The organism is Williamsia soli (genome assembly GCF_017377795.1).
Classification (GTDB): Bacteria; Actinomycetota; Actinomycetes; order Mycobacteriales; family Mycobacteriaceae; genus Williamsia; species Williamsia soli.
Map to the genome: position 1 here is coordinate 80,613 of NZ_JAFRDR010000015.1, position 20,091 is coordinate 100,703.

At 63.2% G+C, this 20,091-nt stretch carries 20 protein-coding genes and 1 rRNA gene; 19 read left to right on the forward strand and 2 right to left on the reverse strand.

Features of this window, described 5'->3' with window-relative positions:
• Window positions 1–201 precede the first annotated feature (201 nt).
• The 10 genes from J3S28_RS26980 to J3S28_RS27025 all read left to right on the forward strand — a co-directional run bounded on the left by J3S28_RS26980 (window position 202) and on the right by J3S28_RS27025 (window position 8,740).
• Window positions 202–615, forward strand: coding sequence for an ATP synthase subunit I (locus tag J3S28_RS26980; protein WP_110472415.1), 414 nt, complete (start codon window positions 202–204; stop codon window positions 613–615).
• Window positions 612–1,367 carry a F0F1 ATP synthase subunit A gene (gene atpB, locus J3S28_RS26985; protein ID WP_207844189.1) on the forward strand — a complete coding sequence of 252 codons (756 nt, stop codon included), beginning with the start codon at window positions 612–614 and terminating at the stop codon, window positions 1,365–1,367. Before J3S28_RS26980 ends, atpB begins: the two co-directional genes overlap by 4 nt.
• Before the next feature lie 82 nt (window positions 1,368–1,449).
• Window positions 1,450–1,701 (forward strand): F0F1 ATP synthase subunit C, encoded by a 252-nt coding sequence (locus tag J3S28_RS26990; protein ID WP_023957890.1) that lies wholly within the window; start codon window positions 1,450–1,452, stop codon window positions 1,699–1,701.
• 27 nt (window positions 1,702–1,728) lie between these two features.
• Window positions 1,729–2,250 (forward strand): F0F1 ATP synthase subunit B, encoded by a 522-nt coding sequence (locus J3S28_RS26995; RefSeq protein ID WP_110472417.1) that lies wholly within the window; start codon window positions 1,729–1,731, stop codon window positions 2,248–2,250.
• Window positions 2,251–2,253: 3 nt separating this feature from the next.
• Window positions 2,254–3,606: a F0F1 ATP synthase subunit B/delta gene (locus J3S28_RS27000; RefSeq protein WP_207844191.1), complete on the forward strand. Its 1,353-nt coding sequence runs from the start codon at window positions 2,254–2,256 to the stop codon at window positions 3,604–3,606.
• 85 nt (window positions 3,607–3,691) lie between these two features.
• On the forward strand, window positions 3,692–5,323 hold the full coding sequence (gene atpA, locus J3S28_RS27005) for a F0F1 ATP synthase subunit alpha (RefSeq protein WP_207844193.1): 1,632 nt from the start codon (window positions 3,692–3,694) through the stop codon (window positions 5,321–5,323).
• Between the two features lie 53 nt (window positions 5,324–5,376).
• Window positions 5,377–6,297 (forward strand): F0F1 ATP synthase subunit gamma, encoded by a 921-nt coding sequence (locus tag J3S28_RS27010; RefSeq protein WP_207844195.1) that lies wholly within the window; start codon window positions 5,377–5,379, stop codon window positions 6,295–6,297.
• Between the two features lie 29 nt (window positions 6,298–6,326).
• Complete coding sequence (gene atpD / locus J3S28_RS27015; RefSeq protein WP_084835100.1) at window positions 6,327–7,778, forward strand: F0F1 ATP synthase subunit beta; 1,452 nt, start codon at window positions 6,327–6,329, stop codon at window positions 7,776–7,778.
• A gap of 9 nt (window positions 7,779–7,787) precedes the next feature.
• The gene (locus tag J3S28_RS27020) at window positions 7,788–8,174 is read left to right on the forward strand and encodes a F0F1 ATP synthase subunit epsilon (protein ID WP_207844197.1); all 387 of its coding nucleotides are present in this window, start codon (window positions 7,788–7,790) and stop codon (window positions 8,172–8,174) included.
• A 125-nt stretch (window positions 8,175–8,299) separates the two neighbouring features.
• On the forward strand, window positions 8,300–8,740 hold the full coding sequence (locus tag J3S28_RS27025; protein WP_207844199.1) for a DUF2550 domain-containing protein: 441 nt from the start codon (window positions 8,300–8,302) through the stop codon (window positions 8,738–8,740).
• On the opposite strand, the gene J3S28_RS27030 is transcribed toward J3S28_RS27025, so the two are convergent.
• The gene (locus J3S28_RS27030; protein WP_207844201.1) at window positions 8,737–9,336 is read right to left on the reverse strand and encodes a cob(I)yrinic acid a,c-diamide adenosyltransferase; all 600 of its coding nucleotides are present in this window, start codon (window positions 9,334–9,336) and stop codon (window positions 8,737–8,739) included. The two genes, J3S28_RS27025 and J3S28_RS27030, sit on opposite strands and share 4 nt — an antisense overlap.
• 95 nt (window positions 9,337–9,431) lie before the next feature.
• Between J3S28_RS27030 and J3S28_RS27035 the strand changes: the two genes are divergently transcribed.
• From J3S28_RS27035 to J3S28_RS27070, 8 genes are all read left to right on the forward strand, one after another.
• On the forward strand, window positions 9,432–9,605 hold the full coding sequence (locus J3S28_RS27035) for an SRPBCC family protein (protein WP_207844203.1): 174 nt from the start codon (window positions 9,432–9,434) through the stop codon (window positions 9,603–9,605).
• Window positions 9,606–9,682: 77 nt separating this feature from the next.
• Window positions 9,683–10,948, forward strand: a complete 1,266-nt coding sequence (murA, locus tag J3S28_RS27040) for a UDP-N-acetylglucosamine 1-carboxyvinyltransferase (RefSeq protein WP_207844205.1) — start codon at window positions 9,683–9,685, stop codon at window positions 10,946–10,948.
• A gap of 188 nt (window positions 10,949–11,136) precedes the next feature.
• Complete coding sequence (gene mdo / locus J3S28_RS27045) at window positions 11,137–12,408, forward strand: NDMA-dependent methanol dehydrogenase (protein WP_207844207.1); 1,272 nt, start codon at window positions 11,137–11,139, stop codon at window positions 12,406–12,408.
• A gap of 27 nt (window positions 12,409–12,435) precedes the next feature.
• On the forward strand, window positions 12,436–13,491 hold the full coding sequence (locus tag J3S28_RS27050) for a MadB family AAA-type ATPase (protein ID WP_207844209.1): 1,056 nt from the start codon (window positions 12,436–12,438) through the stop codon (window positions 13,489–13,491).
• A 6-nt stretch (window positions 13,492–13,497) separates the two neighbouring features.
• The gene (gene madC, locus J3S28_RS27055; protein ID WP_207844211.1) at window positions 13,498–15,003 is read left to right on the forward strand and encodes a MadC family VWA domain-containing protein; all 1,506 of its coding nucleotides are present in this window, start codon (window positions 13,498–13,500) and stop codon (window positions 15,001–15,003) included.
• A gap of 66 nt (window positions 15,004–15,069) precedes the next feature.
• Window positions 15,070–16,233: an iron-containing alcohol dehydrogenase gene (locus J3S28_RS27060; RefSeq protein ID WP_237342176.1), complete on the forward strand. Its 1,164-nt coding sequence runs from the start codon at window positions 15,070–15,072 to the stop codon at window positions 16,231–16,233.
• Window positions 16,230–17,594 (forward strand): MadS family sensor histidine kinase, encoded by a 1,365-nt coding sequence (locus J3S28_RS27065; RefSeq protein ID WP_307797457.1) that lies wholly within the window; start codon window positions 16,230–16,232, stop codon window positions 17,592–17,594. The genes J3S28_RS27060 and J3S28_RS27065 overlap by 4 nt, the downstream gene beginning before the upstream one ends.
• Entirely contained in the window at window positions 17,594–18,262 is a 669-nt protein-coding gene (locus J3S28_RS27070; protein ID WP_207844215.1) for a MadR family response regulator transcription factor, read from the forward strand. The genes J3S28_RS27065 and J3S28_RS27070 overlap by 1 nt, the downstream gene beginning before the upstream one ends.
• Here the strand turns inward: J3S28_RS27070 and mftM are convergent.
• Entirely contained in the window at window positions 18,259–19,095 is an 837-nt protein-coding gene (gene mftM, locus J3S28_RS27075) for a mycofactocin oligosaccharide methyltransferase MftM (protein ID WP_207844217.1), read from the reverse strand. The two genes, J3S28_RS27070 and mftM, sit on opposite strands and share 4 nt — an antisense overlap.
• A gap of 872 nt (window positions 19,096–19,967) precedes the next feature.
• On the opposite strand from mftM, the gene J3S28_RS27080 reads away from it, so the two are divergent.
• Window positions 19,968–20,091 (forward strand): 16S ribosomal RNA (locus J3S28_RS27080); the annotation flags it as partial.

Here is a 20,091-nt window from a genome sequence, read left to right on the forward strand (position 1 = left end):
GTACTATTGTCTGTAGTAGTCGGGATCGACAAGGTGAGAGCCGCAATTGTCGGCAACGCACCCCCCGACGGACGGCCACAAAGTTGTTGATATGGTCACAGGGATCGACGAGCTGTCGCCCCGATCATGTTTTGGATCGACGGGCGCGGCTCTGCCACGCTGCCCCAGAGCTAGCGAAACGCTAGACCCTTGAGGAGAGGTATGACGACGTCAAGCTCCGACTCGGCGCCGGTATTCCCGGAGGCTCCGCTGAGTCTGGTGCGACCGGCAATTCTGAGTGGATTGCTGGTTGTCGTCGCAGTGGTTGCCGGTGCCTACCTCGGGCACATCATGTTCGGCATCTGGATGTTCTTCGGAATTGCCCTGAGTTTGGCCAATGCCAAGCTTGTTCAGCTTTACGTGCAAGGTGTCACCGCAGAAGAGAATCCGCGTAAGCGGCCTTTGGTGGTCAACTCGGCCTTGCGACTCGCGATCCTCACGGTTGTCGCGCTGGTGGTGGCATTTCTTGCCCGCCCAGACGGACTCGGCGTGATGTTCGGACTCGCGTTGTGTCAGGTGATCCTGGTTCTCAACACAGTGATTCCAGTGATGAAAGGACTTCGTACCCAGTCATGACAGATACGTCGTATCTCGCCGAGGCGCAGATCGAGGTCGGTCACCACACCGTGGTGGAGTTCCTCGGTATGTCCTTCAACCTGGACACCATCATCGGCACCTCGTTTGCGGCCGTGGTTGTCATCGGGCTGGCGTTCTTCGTACGGGCAAAGTTGTCTTCGGGCAAGCCGAACGCGGTCCAGCTGTTCTTCGAGGCCCTGACGTCGCAGATGCGGGCCCAGGTCGAAGGCGGAATCGGCATGAAGGTGGCGCCGTTCCTGCTGCCGCTGGCCGTCACGCTGTTCGTCTTCATCCTGGTCGCCAACTGGATATCAGTACTGCCCGTCCAGTACGGGACCAGTGAGGGTGGCACGCACGAGCTCCTGAAGCCGCCGGCCTCCGACGCCAACTTCGTCTACGCACTCGCACTCTTCGTCTTCGTCGCCTACCACGCGGCCGGCGTACGCCGTCGCGGCTGGCTCGGCCACCCCAAGGCGTTGGTGAAGGGGCACGCGATCGGGCTGGCCCCGATCAACATCATCGAAGAGATCGCCAAGCCGGTTTCGCTCTCCCTCCGTCTTTTCGGCAACATGTTCGCCGGCGGTGTGATGGTCTCTCTGATCGCGATCTTCCCGGCCTACATCCTGTGGGCCCCCAACTCCATCTGGAAGATGTTCGACGTGTTCGTTGGTTTGATCCAGGCGTTCATCTTCACATTGCTGACCATCTTGTACTTCAGCCAGTCAATGGAGCTGGAGGACGAGCACCACTAGATCGATCCCTGGCCGGCGCAATGCTGGCGGGGCCCAAAGACCTGGCAATTCGATTGTCAGTACCACCGAAAGGGAAAAGTAAATGGATCCAATGATTGGCATGGGTGCACTGATCGGCGGCGGTCTGATCATGGCCGGCGGCGCTATCGGCGCCGGTATCGGTGACGGTCTGGCCGGTGCGCAGCTGATCGCGGGAATCGCGCGTCAGCCCGAGGCTCAGAGCCGCCTGTTCACGCCGTTCTTCATCACCGTTGGTCTGGTCGAGGCCGCGTACTTCATCAACCTGGCCTTCATGGCGTTGTTCGTCTTCGCCACCCCGATCAGCGCCGAATAGATCTCGGGAAACAGATAGAAAGACGCCATGGATCTCGCCCAAGAGAACTTCCTCATACCGAACGGCACGTTCTTCGTAGTGCTGATCATCTTCGTGATCGTGCTGGTGGTGGTCGGCAAGCTGGTCGTGCCGCCGATCCGCAAGGTGCTGGAGGAACGCGAACAACTCGTTCACCAGACCCATCTGGACCATCGGGACGCCACCAAGAGTTTTGAGGATGCCGAATCCGAGTATCGGACGGCACTCAAGGGTGCTCGTGTCGAGGCGACCGGGATCCGCGACGAGGCACGTGCCAAGGGCACCGAGCAGCTCGAGGAAATGCGTGGACGTGCCACGGAGGCGTCTGACGCGGTTCAGCGTGAGACCTCCGAGCAGTTGGCTGCCGAAGGGCAGCGGGCTGCCTCGGAGGCCCACGCAGAACTCGGCAGGCTCGCCTCCGGGCTGGCCAGTCGCGTGCTCGGCTTCGACGTCGCATCAGACCCGAAGTTGTCGGCATCTGTCGATCGCATCTCCGCTAAAGAGGACGAGAAGTCCGGGACGGTGGGCTAATCAATGTCGATTTTCATCGGACAACTCGTCGGTTTCGCGGTCGTGGTGTTCGTCTTCTGGAAGTACATCCTGCCGGTGCTGCGTAAGGCGATCGCCAAGCAGCAAGAGACGATCGCCGAGCAGGAAGCCGAGAGTGAGCGGGCCAAGGCCAAGCTCGCCGAGGCCAAGGATGCTCACGCAAACGCACTGGAGCAGGCTCGGGCCGAGGCCAGCAGGATCCGCGAGGAAGCTCGCGGGGACTCGCAGGCCATCACCGAGCAGATGCGGGCGCAGGCCGACAAAGAAGTGAAGCGGATCGAAGAGCACGGTAAGGCTCAGGTCGAGCTGAATCGGCAGAATCTCGTCCGTCAGCTTCGCGGAGAACTCGGTATCGCGTCCCTGGACGTGGCGGCCAAGTTGGTCCGTGAGCATCTCGAGGACCCGGCTGCACAGTCTGAATCCGTGGACCGGGCGATCTCCGAACTGGAAGGGATGGCCGGCGACGAGGACTCGTTCGACACCACTCCCGCATCGGAGACCGTGGGAACCCGATCGATGCGTGCAGTCAGCCGCGACTCGGTACGGGCCCTGGCGCGTGGTTTCGACGAGAAGGCATCGTCGCTCGACGACGCCGCACTGCAGACCGTGGCAGAGGACCTGTCGTCGGTGGCCGCACTACTGGTCGCCAATCCTGTTCTGCGTAAGCATCTCTCGGAGAACACAGACTCGACCGATCCGAAGGTCGCGCTCGTCGACTCGCTGTTCGCAGGCAAGGTCGCCGACTCGACTCTCGACGTTGTCAAAGAAGCCGTCGCGGCCAAGTGGTCGACATCCGGTGACTTCTCGACGGCCATCGAACGGCTGTCCCGTCTCGCGCTGCTGACCGTCGCCGACCGAGACGGAAAGATCTCCGAGGTCGAGGACGAACTGTTCCGCCTCGGTCGCCTGCTCATCGCCGAGCCGGAGTTCACGCGGCTGCTCTCGGATTACCACACGCCGGCGGATGGTCGAATCCAGCTGACAGACAACGTGATCGGCGGCAAAGTCACCGATCATACGAAAGCGCTTGTGGCCAACGCGGTTCGGCTACAGCACGGTTTGACCCCGATCGACGTCGCCATCGGTGACATCGCCGAACTGGCCGCCGCACGGCGCGGAGAATCGGTCGCTCATGTGATCGCCGCATCCGAGCTGACCGATGAGCAGACCGAACGTCTGTCCGCGGTGCTGGGCCGGATCTACCGTCGCGAGATGTCGGTACAGACGGAGATCGACCCGCAGCTCCTGGGCGGACTGAAGGTGCTGGTCGCGGACGAACTGATCGAAGGCGACATCGCCAGCAGGTTGACCAAGGCCAGCGAAAGCCTGCCGAAGTAGCGACCCGCGAGTCCGCGCGGAAACAACTTCCGGAGCGGGCAGACAGAAGACCACAAGCACAAACGAAAGCAAGGAACGAGTACTCATGGCGGAGTTGACGATCTCATCCGACGAGATCAAGGGCGCGATCGAGCAGTACGTCTCGTCATTCGAGGCCGACGCATCGCGCGAGGAAGTCGGCATTGTTACCGATACCGCTGACGGCATCGCTCACGTGAGCGGTCTGCCCGGCGCGATGGCCAATGAACTCCTCGAGTTCCCCGGCGGAGTGCTGGGTGTGGCCTTGAACCTCGATGAAGATGAGGTCGGCGCGGTCATCCTCGGTAACTACGAGGAACTGCAAGAAGGCCAGCAGGTCAGTCGCACCGGTGAGGTGCTGTCGGTCCCCGTCGGCGACGCCTTCCTCGGTCGCGTCGTGAACCCACTGGGTCTGCCCATCGACGGACAGGGCGACATCGAGTCGAACGAGCAGCGTGTGCTCGAGCTCCAGGCCGCCTCTGTGCTGGAGCGCCAGCCGGTCGAGGAATCGCTCGCCACGGGCATCAAGGCGATCGATGCGATGACCGCCATCGGCCGCGGACAGCGTCAGCTCATCATCGGCGACCGCAAGACCGGCAAGACCGCGGTCTGCATCGACGCCATTCTCAACCAGAAGGCGAACTGGGAGAGCGGCGACGAGAGCAAGCAGGTTCGCTGCATCTACGTCGCGATCGGGCAGAAGGGCTCGACCATCGCCGGCGTCAAGACCGCGCTCGATGAGGCCGGAGCGATGGAGTACACCACCATCGTCGCCGCACCCGCATCCGATTCGGCCGGCTTCAAGTGGCTCGCCCCCTACACCGGCTCGGCCATCGGGCAGCACTGGATGTATCAGGGTAAGCATGTTCTGATCGTGTTCGACGACCTCTCCAAGCAGGCTGAGGCCTACCGCGCCATCTCCTTGCTGCTGCGGCGCCCGCCGGGCCGCGAGGCATACCCCGGCGACGTCTTCTACTTGCACTCCCGTCTGCTGGAGCGTTGCGCAAAGCTGTCCGACGAACTCGGCGGCGGTTCGATGACCGGTCTCCCGATCATCGAGACCAAGGCCAACGACGTCTCGGCGTTCATCCCGACCAACGTGATCTCGATCACCGACGGCCAGGTCTTCCTCGAGTCCGACCTCTTCAACAAAGGTGTCCGGCCGGCCATCAACGTCGGCACCTCGGTGTCGCGCGTCGGTGGCGCCGCGCAGACGAAGGGCCTCAAGAAGGTATCGGGTTCGCTGCGTCTGGAGCTCGCCCAGTTCCGCGAGCTGGAGGCCTTCTCGGCCTTCGCCTCGGACTTGGACGACGCCTCGAAGGCACAGCTCGAGCGTGGCGCCCGCTGGGTCGAACTGCTCAAGCAGGACCAGTACTCTCCGGTGTCCGTCGAGGACCAGATCGTCTCGATCTACCTCGCGGGCGAAGGCCACTTCGACTCGGTCGCCATCGACGATGTGCGCAGCTACGAAGCGGATCTCCTCGGCAACCTGCACCACAGTGCCAAGGGCGTCTACGAGTCGATCGCCGGCGGAAAGGCCCTCTCGGACGATCAGGCCGAGGCACTCAAGGACGCCGCGGACAACTTCAAGAAGTCGTACCAGGGCTCGGACGGTCCCGGTGGCGTGAACGAGGCCGACGCAGACGCGCTTGCCGCGGATGACGTCGAAAACGAAGAGATCAAGGTCCGGAAGTCCTAGGACATATGAGCATCCGACCATTTTCGACTAATCCGAGAGGAGTGTGAGTTCCCATGGCGAGTATTCGCGAACTGCGCTCACGCATTCGGTCTGTCCAGTCGACAAAGAAGATCACGAAGGCCCAGGAACTGATCGCCACCTCGCGGATCACCAAGGCCCAGGGTCGAGTTGCCGCTGCAAAGCCCTACTCCAAAGAGATGACCACGGTTCTCTCGGAGCTGGCGTCGAACTCGGGAAACCTCGATCATCCGTTGCTGGTGGCCAGGGAGAACCCGAAACGTGCCGCGGTACTGATCGTGACCAGCGACCGCGGCATGTGTGGCGGCTACAACTCGAACGTGCTGCGCGAAGCCCGGTCATTGATCGAGCTGCTCGAGGACGAGGGCAAGAAGCCCATCATCTTCATCACGGGGCAGAAGGGTGTCGGCTACTTCACGTTCCGGGGTGTCGACGTCGCGGGTTCATGGACCGGCTTCTCCCAGCAGCCGGAGTTCCCGGACGCGGCAGCGGCCACCGATCACCTGGTCGACCTCTTCGTCGCCGGTTCGGGCACCGAGATCGATGCTCTAAACGGTGAAGGAAAGATCGAAGGTGTGGACGAGTTGCATCTGGTCTACACCCGCTTCGTGAGCATGCTGACCCAGGCGCCTGAGGTACGGCGGATCGCTCCGCTGGTGGTGTCGGAGGCCGAAGAAGGCGAAGACACTGCTCCGGCCCGGAATTACTCGTTCGAGCCGGGTGCGGAGACCTTGCTGTCAGCGCTGCTGCCGAAGTACGTGGCGACCCGTGTGTATGCGGCGCTGCTCGACTCGTCGGCCTCGGAGTCGGCCGCTCGCCGGACGGCCATGAAGGCGGCCACCGACAACGCCGAGGATCTGGTCACGTCGCTCTCGCGAGAGGCAAACCAGCTCCGGCAGGCACAGATCACCCAGGAAATCAGCGAAATCGTCGGTGGCGTAGAGGCCCTCGCGTAATCCCCTCGCGTAACCAAGGAAGAGACAACATGACCACAGCTGTAACCGAATCCTCCTCGGATTCGAAGGCCGGCTCGGTATCCGGTCGGGTCGTCCGAGTCATTGGCCCGGTCGTCGACGTGGAGTTCCCGCGCGGCTCGATCCCAGAACTGTTCAACGCGTTGCACGCAGAGATCACGCTGCCCACCGTCGCCAAGACGCTGACCCTCGAGGTCGCACAGCACCTCGGCGACAACCTGGTGCGCACCATCTCCATGCAGCCGACCGATGGCCTGACTCGTGGCGCCGAGGTCACCGACACGGAGAAGCCGATCTCGGTTCCTGTCGGCGATGTCGTCAAGGGGCACGTGTTCAACGCACTCGGCGACTGCCTGGACACCCCGGGACTCGGCCGCGACGGCGAGCAGTGGGGCATCCACCGTAAGCCACCATCATTCGATCAGCTCGAGGGAAAGACCGAGATCCTCGAGACCGGTATCAAGGTCATCGACCTGCTCACCCCGTACGTCAAGGGCGGCAAGATCGGACTGTTCGGTGGTGCCGGTGTCGGCAAGACCGTGCTGATCCAGGAGATGATCACCCGTATCGCGCGTGAGTTCTCGGGCACGTCGGTGTTCGCCGGCGTCGGTGAGCGTACCCGTGAGGGCACCGACCTCCATCTCGAGATGGAGGAGATGGGCGTGCTGCAGGACACCGCCCTCGTGTTCGGCCAGATGGACGAGCCGCCCGGCACGCGTATGCGCGTCGCCCTGTCGGCCCTGACCATGGCCGAGTACTTCCGTGACGTGAAGAACCAGGACGTGTTGCTCTTCATCGACAACATCTTCCGCTTCACGCAGGCCGGTTCCGAGGTGTCGACCCTGCTCGGTCGTATGCCGTCGGCCGTGGGCTACCAGCCCACTCTTGCGGACGAGATGGGTGAGCTCCAGGAACGAATCACCTCGACCCGTGGTAACTCGATCACCTCGCTGCAGGCGATTTACGTGCCCGCCGACGACTACACCGACCCCGCGCCCGCCACCACGTTCGCGCACCTCGATGCGACTACCGAGCTCTCGCGGCCCATCTCGCAGTTGGGTATTTACCCGGCCGTGGATCCGCTGACCTCCACCTCGCGCATCCTGGAGGCCTCCATCGTCGGAGACAACCATTTCCGCGTGGCCAACGAGGTCAAGCGCATCCTGCAGAAGTACCGCGAGCTCCAGGACATCATCGCGATCCTCGGCATGGACGAATTGTCCGAAGAGGACAAGGTCACCGTCCAGCGCGCACGTCGTATCCAGAAGTTCCTGGGTCAGAACTTCCTCGTCGCCGAGAAGTTCACCGGTCAGAAGGGTTCGGTGGTTTCGCTCGCCGACACCATCGAGGCGTTCGACCGGGTCGCCAAGGGTGAGTTCGATCATCTTCCGGAGCAGGCGTTCAACAGCTGCGGTGGACTCGACGACGTCGAGGCTGCGGCCGAGAAGATCACCAGGAAGTGACAGGTACCCATGGCTGACACCGCATTCCACGTCGAGGTCGTCGCGGTGGACTCCGAGTTGTATTCGGGTGAGGCGACGTTCGTGATCGCCCAGACCACCGAAGGTGAACTCGGCATCCTCGCGAACCACGAGCCGCTCCTGGGACAGCTGATCCAGGGTGGGTTCGTGCTGATCGAAGAGGAGGGCGGCTCACGGAAGGTGGCTGCGGTCCAAGGTGGGTTCCTTTCCGTCACCGGAGAGAGCGTGACCATCCTGGCCGAGTCCGCGGAGTGGGCAGACGACCTCGATCGCACCACCGAAGAAGAGGCACTCGATCTTGCCGAGGAGGGCTCGGATGAGTATCTCCGCGCGCAATCTCGGTTGCGTGCGCTCGACGAGTTGGGCCAAGTCAAGTAAGTCGCCGGACAGGTGGCATCCTGTTCACAGGGGCCATGGTGAACGGCTGATCAGTACCGGTCCCCGCAAACTTCACATGTTTGCGGGGATCGGTGCATTTAGCGGGGGCTGAAGGAGGTGTCGTTGTGCACTGGAACTTGTTTGCCCTCGGAGCAGTGGCGGTGATCACCACGGCGGTGTTCTATCTGGTCTATCGGATCAACCAGCTACGTGGATCCGGTACATCAGCATTGCTGCGGGTGCTGCCTGCCGACGACGGGCGTGCCTGGCGTCACGGCGTTGTCCGCTATGACGACAACGCGATGGAGTATTTTCGGCTGCGCAGTATGCGCGGTGGGCCGGCACGGTTGGTGCTCAGGCAATCCGTCGTCACGCGGGGTCGTCGCAGTCCTACGCCCGCAGAGGGCGATGTACTCGGGGACGGCATGGTCGTGCTGGAACTCGCCGACCGTGGGGGAGCGTTCGAGTTGGCGCTTGACGCGGGGGCGGTGACCGCCTTCCAATCCTGGCTCGAATCCCGCCCGTCGCAACGCGCCGAACGATCCAATCGAGAACGGCGTCGCTAGTCGGTGTGGTCCGCCGCGGCACGAGTGCGCTGTTCGCCAGGTTGCCAGAGTACGTCTCCGCCGGGGTTCGCGACCCTCGACAGGATGAACAGCAGGTCAGACAACCGATTGAGATACTGCGCAGGCAGAGTGCTGGTGTCGTCAGGAAACGCCTCGATCGCGGCCCATGCCGACCGTTCCGCCCTACGCGTGACGGTTCGCGCCACGTGTAGCAGCGCACTCAACGGACTACCTCCCGGCAGGATGAACGAGTTCAGCGGCTCGAGTTGGTCGGTGTAGTGATCGCACCAGACCTCGAGGTCGTCGATGTAGCTCTGAAGTAGGCGCAGCGGCGGATACTTCGGATTCTCGACCACCGGGGTGGACAGGTCCGCGCCGGCGTCGAACAGATCGTTCTGGACACGGGTGAGGATCTCCGCGATCTCTGGGGTGGGGTCTCCCAGGGCCAGAGCGGCGCCTATCGCAGCGTTGGCCTCGTCGCAGTCGGCGTATGCGACGACCCGGGGATCATTTTTCGACACCCGGGAGAAATCGCTGAGTCCTGTGGTGCCACTGTCACCCGTGCGGGTGTAGATCCTGGTCAGATGAACAGCCATGGCATAAACGTACCCGGTAGGGTCGGGCCCGGTAGACATCATCCGGCCGGGCGCTGAACTTCCTGAGACCGTTCAAGACGTCGAACAGAGTCGCGTTGACGATCACGCCGGAGGGGACCGCGGGCGGAAGTGTCGTCAGCTGGCTCATGACAGGCGAAAACACCGGCCTCGGAAAGATATTCGCAAAGGTGATGCCGGTCGGCAGGCTCGTCGGAGGCGATTTCGAGAAAGGCCTGACTGCCATGAAGGCTGCGGCGGAGGGCGGTTGATCAGCGCAGCGAGGGCTGGTGCAATTCTTACGTGGCCCGTCGCGGTTGCCGCGTAGCCGGTCGCTTACGCTACCTCCGTGGGTGATGATCGTTTTCTGGTGACCGGCGGCGCACGGCTGTCCGGCGAGGTGCAGGTCGTGGGCGCCAAGAACAGTGTGCTGAAGCTGATGGCGGCGGCGCTGCTGGCCGAGGGGACGACGACGATCACCAACTGCCCGCAGATCCTCGATGTGCCGCTGATGGCCGATGTCCTACGCGGTCTCGGGGCGACGGTCACCTGTTCGGGCGACACAGTGGTCATCGACACCCCCGCCGAACCCAAGTACCACGCCGACTTCGACGCGGTCAAACAGTTCCGTGCCTCCGTCTGTGTGCTCGGTCCACTGGTCGCCCGCTGTCACCGCGCCGTGGTCGCATTGCCCGGCGGGGACGCGATCGGCTCCAGGCCCCTGGATATGCATCAGAACGGATTGCGCCTGCTGGGTGCGCACAGTGTCATCGAGCACGGGTGCGTCGTCGCCGAGGCAGACAAGCTCGTCGGTGCTCCGATCTCACTCGAGTTCCCGTCGGTCGGGGCCACCGAGAACATCCTGATGGCGGCCGTGTTGGCCGAGGGAACCACCACCATCGACAACGCGGCCCGCGAGCCGGAGATCGTCGACCTGTGCGTGATGCTCGGCCAGATGGGCGCGAAGATCAGCGGGGCCGGAACCTCGACCCTGACTGTCGAAGGTGTCGAGCGCCTGACACCCGTGACGCATCGCGTGATCGGTGATCGCATCGTCGGTGCGACCTGGGCGATTGCTGCGGTGATGACGCGCGGAGACATCACCGTCAGGGGAGTCGATCCTGCGCACCTGCAGCTCGTGCTGACCAAGCTCGCGGGAGCCGGTGCCGAGATCACCAAGTACGACAACGGATTCCGAGTCGTACAGACCACACGCCCGAAAGCTGTCAACTACTCGACTCTGCCCTTCCCCGGGTTCCCGACGGACTTGCAGCCGATGGTCATCGGTCTTGCGGCGATCAGTGACGGGATGTCGGTGATCACCGAGAACGTCTTCGAGGCCCGATTCCGTTTCGTCGAAGAGATGGTCCGCCTCGGCTCGGACGCCAGGACCGACGGTCACCACGCCGTGATCCGGGGGATCGAACGACTGTCGAGCGCTCCCGTGTGGAGTTCGGACATCCGCGCCGGTGCCGGACTGGTGCTGGCAGGACTGGTGGCCGATGGCGTCACCGAGGTCCATGATGTGTCCCATATCGACCGCGGTTATCCGGACTTTGTGGAGATCATGCGCAGCCTCGGCGGCGGGATCGAACGTGTCACGCCGGACGATTGATCCCGCTTCGCCCGGGCGAGTGAGGTCCACTGATGGCCGCGAAGGACCTGTCCTGTGGGTCAGGTGCGGGAGCTGGCGGTGTGGACATGATTGTCGGCGGGCGGGACAGGTGCCCTTGTCTTCGGTGTGATCTGGGCAACATCCTTGTGAGGCAACAGTTTCCGTCCTCGCACAAGGAGTGTCCGGCAATGGCCATTGAGCTCAACCAGATTTGGGATTTCCCGATCAAGGAATTCCACCCGTTCCCCAAAGCCAAGCTCGGTGTCGGCGCGCACGACATCCTCGGTGTCGAGGCGAAAGAGCTCGGAATGACCCGGGTTCTGCTCATGACCACCGGGCTCCGCGGCTCGGGCATCATCGAAGAACTGATCGGCAAGATCGAGTACCAGGGCGTCGACGTGGTGCTCTACGACAAGGTCGAATCCAACCCCAAGGACTACAACTGCATGGATTCGGCTGCGCTGTACCAGTCGGAGAAGTGCGACGGAATCATCTCCGTCGGTGGTGGCTCGAGCCACGATGCGGCCAAGGGTGCTCGCATGGTGATCGCCCACGACGGACGCAACATCAATGAGTTCGAAGGTTTCTCGAAGGCGACGAACAAGGAGAATCCGAAGCACATCGCCGTGTCGACCACAGCCGGCACCGGTTCGGAGACCTCCTGGGCGTACGTCATCACCGACACGTCGGACATGAACAACCCACACAAGTGGGTGGCCTTCGACGACTCCTGCCTCGTCGACCTGGCGATGGACGACCCGCTGCTGTACTACACCTGCCCTGAGCACTTCACGGCGTTCTGTGGGTTCGACGTACTGGCCCACGCAAGTGAACCGTATGTGTCGCGGTTGGACTTCGCACCGTCACTGGGCAACGCGAAGTACTCGATCGAGCTGATTCGCGACCACCTGCGGACCGCGGTGTATGACCCCCGGAATCTCGAGGCCCGCACCGGCATGATGCACGCGCAATACATTGCGGCACAGGCATTCAACTCCGGTGGCCTGGGGCTGGTGCACTCGATGTCTCACGCGGTGAGCGCGTTCTACGACAGCCACCACGGTCTGAACAACGCGATCGCGCTTCCCCGTGTATGGGAGTACAACCTCCCGTCACGTTTCGAGCGCTATGCCGAGATCGCAGCACTCATGGGTGTGGACACGTCCAAGATGACGAAGGTTCAGGCAGCGGACGCGGCGGTCGAGGAAGCGATCCGGCTGTCGAAGGACCTCGGGATCCCGGACAACTTCGGACAGTTGTCGGTGAACAGCTACGACAAGAACCGGATGAACACCGGTAAGTACGAGGGTCGTGGCGACAAGATGGATACGTCGGACAAGCAGATCCAGGCCGTCGCCGAGCACATGATGGGCGACTGGTGCACACCGGGCAACCCGCGTGAGTCCACCGTCGAGTCGCTGATCCCGATGGTCACGCACGCGTTCACCGGTACGTACTGAGTTCTACGCTCGACGAGGAAGGACGGCATGGCGGAGTTGGCGGACATGAGTCAGACCGATGCGGACGCTTCGGTTTTCGATGATCCAGAGTCCCTTGCGGAGGCGTTGCGTGGTGAGGGTTACGTCATCGACCGCAACCTTTCGGTGGTGGTCCACCTGGCAACCGTGCTGGGCAGGCCACTGCTGCTGGAGGGGCCTGCGGGAGTGGGCAAAACCGAACTCGCGAAGTCCTTGGCAGCGGCGTCGGGCCGCCGGTTGATCAGATTGCAGTGTTACGAGGGTCTCGATGACGCTCGTGCGTTGTACGAATGGGACTACGCCCGCCAACTGCTCCATGTTCAGATGCTCCGCGATCGGATCACGGCGGAGTTGTCGGGGTACGAGGATCTGTCATCCGCCTCGGCGGCCCTGGCGCGTACAAATGTCGGTGTTTTCACCGAGGACTTCTTGGTCGCCAGGCCGCTGTTGGCGGCAATCCTCTCACCGGAGCCGGTGGTGTTGTTGATCGACGAGATCGACCGCACCGACGAGGCGATGGAGGCGGTGATGCTCGAGGTGCTTGCCGAGCGCCAGGTCACCGTCCCAGAGCTGGGTACCTTCACTGCGCGCTCGGAGCCCTGGATCGTGCTGACCTCCAACGACACTCGAGAACTCTCGGCCGCCCTGAAGAGACGGTGCATCCACTTTTCGGTGGACTACCCGGACTCCGCTCGCGAGTGCGAGATCGTCGCGTCCCGGGCGCCCGACGTCGAGGAGGCCGCGGTGGTTGACGTGGTGGGACTCGCCGGGCGCTTGCGGAAACTCCCGCTACGCAAGAGTCCGTCGGTCGCCGAGGTCATCGACGCGGCCCGGGCGGCTTCGATCCTGGGGGACGACTCACCCGGGCGCACCAGGGCGTTGCTCTCCTTGCTCGTGAAGTTCGGGGCCGACGTCGACACCGCCCTGGAGCACCTGAGTACAGGCAACGCCTCGACGTCCGCGAGCGGCGGACCGGAGATCGCCGCCGATGGCAGCAGCCCACGAGGATCCGTCACATCGGCGGCGTTCGGAGCCGGCCGCGCCCGGTCATCGAGTCGGCGGTAACTCCTCATGGTCATCACCCGAGACCCCGTCCTCGATGTCGTGGCCGGCGTCCTGAGCCGCATGCTGCGCCGGCGTGGCGTCCGGGTGTCGCCTGCGGAGACGATTGAGGCCCGACGGGTCCTGGCGCTCTTTGGTGGGGACATCGAGACGCTGCGGCCGGCGCTGCAGTCGGTGATGGTCAAATACGACCACGAGGTCGACGCCTTCGCTGTCGTGTTCCAGGCACTGTTCGTCGACGGTCCGGCGGCTGCAGGCGGCGATGATGCGCTGCCCAAGGCCCGTGGCACGGCCGGCGGTCTGCCGGAGCACTTCGCGTGGGACGACGAGTTCGAAGGCGCGTCCCGGATGATCGGGGCGGACGAGCACACCGACGAGATCGGTGATCTCGTGGAGACCGATCCCGACGGCGCCGAACGCCACGGTGACTCCGCCCACCGCGAGGAGAACGACTTCACCGTCTCGGCCGGCGCGGAATCGCTTGCGGTGGATCCTGACTCGGACTCGGTGTCGGGGGGCATCACCTACACGATCGAGGTCGACAACGCTGGTGCGGCGGCAGTGGGGGAGATGGCGTCGTCTCCGATGCGTGTGCGCTCCGGAGTTCTCACACTGACCGACGCCGCAGCAGTCCTGGCCGGCCTCGACGGATACGACGCGCGCCGGGCATACAGCACCGCGGGAGACGAAGACCTCACCGCCGCGCAGTTGGACCACCTCATTGCGGCCATCGAGGCTTTTGTCGACGCGCTGACCCCTCCGTTGCCGACCGCCTCTCCGGTGACACCCGCCGGAGAGGTGGGAACGGTGACGCGAGCCGATCTCGACCAGGCGTGCCATCGCATCGTCCGCCGGATGCGAGGCGCTCCTCGGACGCGAGCGCGACCACAGAATGGCGGCAGGCTCGCGATTCGGCCCACGCTGCGAGCCGCTCTGAAGACAGATGGCGACCCGGTCCGTCTGTTCAGGCGTACCCGCGTTCCCGGCCGGATACGTTTGGTCATCGTCGCCGATGTGTCCCTCTCGGTGCGGCCGGTCGCGGGTTTCATCCTGCGGATGGCACAGGCGCTACACGACATCGCTGACCGCTGCACGGTATTTGCGTTCGTGGACGATCCGGTCGACGTGACGACGCCGTTGTTGGTTGGCGACGGTGACGACGCGCTGGCCCGAGTGTTGTCGGCGCCCGGATTGGACCTGTCCGCGACCAGCGATTACGGACTCGTCCTCGAACGGATGCTGTCACTCCACGGAGGACTGCTCGATCGACGGACCAGCGTGCTCATCGTGGGTGATGCCCGCAGCAACGGCTTTGCGGGCCGCCCGGAATTGCTTCGCGAACTCAGACGCCGGGTCCATCGGCTCGCCTGGATCACCCCTGAACCGAGCCGGTACTGGAACCAGGCAGGGTGCGACATGACCGACTATTCACAGCATTGCGACACGGTCGTGTCGGCACGTGACGCGGCAGAGTTGATCGAGCGGGCCGACGAGATCGGTACGGCGCTGTCATGAGTGCTGCGGCGGAACCTTCCCAACCCGCGGTTGCGTGCTGTACATCGGAGTAGGAATGGACAGATGATGCGCAACACGCCTTCGCCCCGGGTGGTGAAGTTCCATGCGCCGGAAATGATCATCGGAGAGGGCGCGCTCGCCGAAGCCGCTCTCGCTGCGTCGCGCCTGGGCATGCGCCGACCACTGCTGGTCTCCGATATGCGAGTGGGCGTCACCACCTGGTACGACGAGCTCACGACGAAGATCGGGTCGGTGGGCCTACGCGCTGAGCGATTCACCGGCGTCTCGCCGAACCCGCGGGTCAGTGAGATCACTGCCGCGTTCGAGAGGTACGAGCGCTTCGCCTGCGATGGGATCATCGCGCTCGGTGGCGGCTCGGTGATCGACGCCGCCAAGGGGGTCGCCATCCTCGCCTCGAACGGCGGGCACATCCTCGAATACGAGGGTATTGACCGCGCGACACGGCCTCTTCCGCCCGTGGTTGCGATTCCGACCACCGCGGGCAGTGGTTCGGATGTCTCGCAGTTCTGCATCGTGAACGACCCGGCCCGGGGTACGAAGATCACGATCATCGGCCGTGGCCTGGTGCCGGATGTGACCGTTGTCGATCCTCGGGTGCTGGCGACCGTTCCACCCGAGGTCACCGCGCAGTGTGGCATGGATGTGTTGACCCACTGTATAGAGGCGTACGTTTCGATTGCGCATAGCCGCTTGACGGACACGTTTGCCCTGCAGTCGATTTCAACGACGTGGCGCAATCTGGAGCGCCTCGTGGACAATCCGTCGGACCCGGTGGCCTCGGTGGCGATGGCGCACGCCTCGCTCGAGGCCGGGATGGCCTTCACGAATGCGATCTTGGGGGCGGCGCACGCCATGAGTCACCCTGTCGGCGGACACTGCGACGCACCGCACGGAGCCATCAATTCGGTACTGCTTCCCCATGTCATCCGCTACAACGCGCATGTCTGTGCTGATGGATTCGTCGATCTGGCCGCAGCCGTCGGGATATCCACCGACGGTTCGTCCATGGATGTGGCGGAACGTCTGGCAGATCAGGTTGCGAAGTTCGCGGGCCGGATCGGGATGCCCGAGACACTGACTCCGCTCGGTGTGGAGAAGGCAGACATCGAGACGCTGTCCGAGTACGCGCTTGCCGATTCGTGTATGACCACCAACCCGCGCCGGCCCGACCGGGACACCGTTGCGGGAATGTATCTGGAAGCGCTGTGACGCCCCGCCCGGATACCTCCGGCGATCTGGAATCGCTGGTCGGCCTGCGTTCGGTGAAGGGCACCCACTACGCGCAGTTCCGGGGCGTCGAGCAGCGGTTGACCCGGGTGGTCGGCGCTCTGGAGCGGATCTCACGGGCGCTGGTTCGAACCGCTGAGGGACCGGAAACCCTGGTGATCGCGGTCCTCGACGCCGCCCGTGAACACCTGGGTGCGGATTGGGTCTTGTTCGCCCTCAGCGACGGCAGACTCGAGCGCACAGGTCCGCGTCACCTGATGATGGACTCGGGCGGTGTGGTCTACGCCTTCGAAGGGGTCGAGTCGGCCGCTGAACCGATCAACCTGCCCGATGATGTCCTGAATCGGCTCAACGACATCCTGCGTGGTCAGGTGGTCAGGCTGGGTAGGCCCGTCATCGACGACCACCATGTACACGTCCCGGTCGAACTGAACGGGGAGGTGGTCGGCGGACTCTCGGCCTGGATGCCACCGACTCACACCGTCGACCCGTCCGATGTGGTGGTGCTGCGAATCCTGGCCGGGCAGGCGACGGTGGCACTACTGAACGCTGCACTGTTCGAAGAGAGTCGGCACCTGTTGAATCGGGCCGAACAGGCCTACGACGAGAGCCGACTGCACGCCGCGCATCTGGCAGAGCGAAACACCGAGCTCGAACGCACCCAACGTGAGTTGTCCGCGGCCATGCGCCAAGAGGTTCTCAACACCGAACGTTCCAGGATCGCCAGGGAACTCCATGACTCGGTCGCACAGTCCGTGCTGTCGGCCGGGGTGCAGATCGAGGTCTGCAGAATCGATGCTGATCCCGTTCACGCCGATCGGCTGGCGGTGGCGGGAAGGTTGACCAAAGACGCAGTGGAGCAGGTGCGTTCGGTGATCTACACCCTCAATCATGCGCCCTCCGCCGGCCAGGGAGACCTGGCGGCGATCCTCGACGAGCTCTGCTCCATGCACATGCCTGCCGATCTGCGAACGGACGTCAAAGTCGTGGGCAGGCAGCGGGACCTGTCACACGAGATCCAGCACGCGATCCTGCGGATCGCGGGCGAAGCGCTGTTCAACACCGCGATCCACGCGCAGGCCACGACCGCCAAAGTCGTCCTGACCTACGCCGAGTCTCACGTGCGGTTGACTGTTGACGACGACGGATGCGGCGAACCCGACCACATGCGGCGGGTGATGCGGACCGCAACGGTTGGTGATCTTTCCGGACGGCATCACGGGTTGGCCAACATGCGTTCGCGAGCAATAGAACTCGGCGGCGATCTACGAATCCGGCGCTCCCGTCTCGGTGGTGTTCGCGTGGTGGTCGAGATCCCGACAACACAGAAGGTGGACAACTGATGGACGTCATCGATCGCGAACGCGGCGAACGGACCCGACCGATCCGCACGATGCTGGTGGATGATCACGCCCTGCTGCGTGAAGGGATGCGTTCGCTGCTCGAACGGGAGAGCAGCATCTCGGTGGTGGGGGAGGCCAACACGGTGGATGAAGCCCTCGACGGTGTGGCGCGCTGTTCGCCGGACGTCATGGTCGTGGACCTCAAACTGACGGCGGGCGCCGACTACGAGGGGCTTCGTCTGATCAGTGAACTGTCCAAGCGCCACCCATCGGTGGCTACGCTGGTGCTCACCACATTCCTGGACGACGAGTTGGTGGTCCGGGCCGTCCGCAGTGGTGCCAAGGGGTACGTGGTGAAGGACATCGACACCACGGAACTCGTCCGCGCCATCAAATCGGTGTCCCGAGGTGACAGTGCTTTCGACCCGCGTAGTGCAGCGGTGGTGCTGCGTGCCGTCACCGGTCAGGGTAGTTCGGAAACGTTGACCGATCGGGAACGGCAAGTGCTGCAATTGATGGCAGACGGGTTGTCCAACAAGAAGATCGGCGAGACCCTGTTCATCTCACCGTCGACGGTGAAGTTCCATATCCGCAACATCATCCGAAAACTCGGGGTCAGCAAGCGGACCGAGGCGGTGTATTCGGCGAGCAAGCGGGGTTTGATCTAGACGCCCGGTGGCTGCAAGACCAGCCAGCCTCCGTGATCGGTGAAGATCCGCGCGCCGCGGTGGTCCGCGTGCGCAGCCCAGGTGACCAAGGTTTCCGAGGTGAGTTGCTGGTGATGGCCGAAGTGGGGGCTGGGTACTTCTTCGAAAGGAACCGCGATCACCACCCGCCGGCGCGCCACCCGCAGCGCTTCGTTGATGGCGATGTCCACCTGGTCAGGTAGGTGTTCGAGAAGGTGGATGAGGGTGACGGTATCGGCGGAGTCATTGGGATAGGGCAACTCGACGGCGTTGCCGACCCGCGTGTGGACGGCCAGGTCCATGTGGCCGGCTGCCGTTCCCAGCAGGGTGACTGCGCCAGGTGAGATGTCGCAGGCCGAGACGTCGAAGCCCGCTGCGGCTGCGCGCAACGCGAAGAAGCCGAAGCAGCTGCCCACCTCCAAGACACGCGGTCCCCGCAACAGAGACAGCGCGCGCCGGTGGATCGGGGCGAAGGGCGAACGGCCGGACTCGAGTTCCGCGAGTGAGTTCCTGTAGAACGCCTGCCAACAGGAATCAGGGCTGTCGCCGCAGGTGAGGATCAAGCCGATCGCAGCGTCCTCGAACTGTTGTTGACCCGAGAGCACCCCTGTGTTCACCAACTGCACGAGTTCATCGATCATCAACGCGTCCGAGATGGCGTCGGTGGTCAGGGCATGGCGGATGTCGAGCGTGCCGGTCTCGTCATGGGCCCAGGCCAGTAGACCGCTGCGACGATATCCGGGCGGAATCGAACTATGCTGCACGACAACGGACTTCGAATCGTATCGCCGCCGGAGCAGGGTGGGGGTCGACATTCTCTGACGCTACGACGACGCCGCGCGCCCGGTAACTGTCCAAAGGGTTGCCGTGACTGTCCACAAGGTGAGTTCTGGTGCCTTCGCCTGACTGTCGGAGCCCTGGGCGGCCGGGGCGCAGTTGTCAACGAGACGCGCTGACAAGACGCCGGTGTCAGGCATCACAGTCCCGGGAATTCATGTGTTGGACACTCCAGGTGGCCGAATCGGCACAGCCGCTCGTGGCTGACCTGCGAAAACTCGCACGAAGGGCACTGTCGTCCAGGCGATTTGACGCCGCGGACGCGTCTCCCGTAACTTTCTTCAAGTCAGCGAGTGAGGCGCCGGAGAGCGAGAGTCCGGGTAGCCAAGAACACCGACGGGATGTTTTCCTGAAGGAACAACGTTGACCGCCCAGGATGGAAATGAATCCACTTCACTGTGGAGCGTACTGTCGTGGGTGGCCTGAGATCGAACGATCCCGGAACGTCACGAACCGCCTCACAACGGGGAGTTGCGCCGGGGACACAGACCAGGTAGGCTGGTAGAGTTGCCTCCGAGACGGAGACAGCATCTGCTGAAAATAAATATCCTTATCGGGATGGCGCTGGGTGACGGTGTCGAAGTCGGTGGGGGTGTGTTCTTTGAGAACTCGATAGTGTGTCGATGGATTGTTAGTGCCATTTAGGTGCTGCTTCTGTCACGGTGACGGAACCTTCCTTTGTGGGGGGTTTGGTTGGTGATGGTTGTGGTGCCGGCATTAGTTAGTTTTGTTTTTGATCCCATCGCAGGTTTTGAGTCCTGTGGTGGTGTCAGTTTTTGTTTGGTTGGGATTGTGAAATCTCTTCAGGACATATTTTATTGAAAGGCACTTCGGTGTTTTTTGGTGAGTTTTCATGGAGAGTTTGATCCTGGCTCAGGACGAACGCTGGCGGCGTGCTTAACACATGCAAGTCGAACGATGAAGCCAGCTTGCTGGTGGATTAGTGGCGAACGGGTGAGTAACACGTGGGTGAT

Coding starts and splice junctions, on each gene's coding strand:
- J3S28_RS26980 (WP_110472415.1), top strand. CDS start 202: ATGACGACGTCAAGCTCCGACTCGGCGCCGGTATTCCCGGAGGCTCCG.
- atpB (WP_207844189.1), top strand. CDS start 612: ATGACAGATACGTCGTATCTCGCCGAGGCGCAGATCGAGGTCGGTCAC.
- J3S28_RS26990 (WP_023957890.1), top strand. CDS start 1,450: ATGGATCCAATGATTGGCATGGGTGCACTGATCGGCGGCGGTCTGATC.
- J3S28_RS26995 (WP_110472417.1), top strand. CDS start 1,729: ATGGATCTCGCCCAAGAGAACTTCCTCATACCGAACGGCACGTTCTTC.
- J3S28_RS27000 (WP_207844191.1), top strand. CDS start 2,254: ATGTCGATTTTCATCGGACAACTCGTCGGTTTCGCGGTCGTGGTGTTC.
- atpA (WP_207844193.1), top strand. CDS start 3,692: ATGGCGGAGTTGACGATCTCATCCGACGAGATCAAGGGCGCGATCGAG.
- J3S28_RS27010 (WP_207844195.1), top strand. CDS start 5,377: ATGGCGAGTATTCGCGAACTGCGCTCACGCATTCGGTCTGTCCAGTCG.
- atpD (WP_084835100.1), top strand. CDS start 6,327: ATGACCACAGCTGTAACCGAATCCTCCTCGGATTCGAAGGCCGGCTCG.
- J3S28_RS27020 (WP_207844197.1), top strand. CDS start 7,788: ATGGCTGACACCGCATTCCACGTCGAGGTCGTCGCGGTGGACTCCGAG.
- J3S28_RS27030 (WP_207844201.1), bottom strand. CDS start 9,336: ATGGCTGTTCATCTGACCAGGATCTACACCCGCACGGGTGACAGTGGC.
- mdo (WP_207844207.1), top strand. CDS start 11,137: ATGGCCATTGAGCTCAACCAGATTTGGGATTTCCCGATCAAGGAATTC.
- J3S28_RS27050 (WP_207844209.1), top strand. CDS start 12,436: ATGGCGGAGTTGGCGGACATGAGTCAGACCGATGCGGACGCTTCGGTT.
- madC (WP_207844211.1), top strand. CDS start 13,498: ATGGTCATCACCCGAGACCCCGTCCTCGATGTCGTGGCCGGCGTCCTG.
- J3S28_RS27060 (WP_237342176.1), top strand. CDS start 15,070: ATGCGCAACACGCCTTCGCCCCGGGTGGTGAAGTTCCATGCGCCGGAA.
- J3S28_RS27070 (WP_207844215.1), top strand. CDS start 17,594: ATGGACGTCATCGATCGCGAACGCGGCGAACGGACCCGACCGATCCGC.
- mftM (WP_207844217.1), bottom strand. CDS start 19,095: ATGTCGACCCCCACCCTGCTCCGGCGGCGATACGATTCGAAGTCCGTT.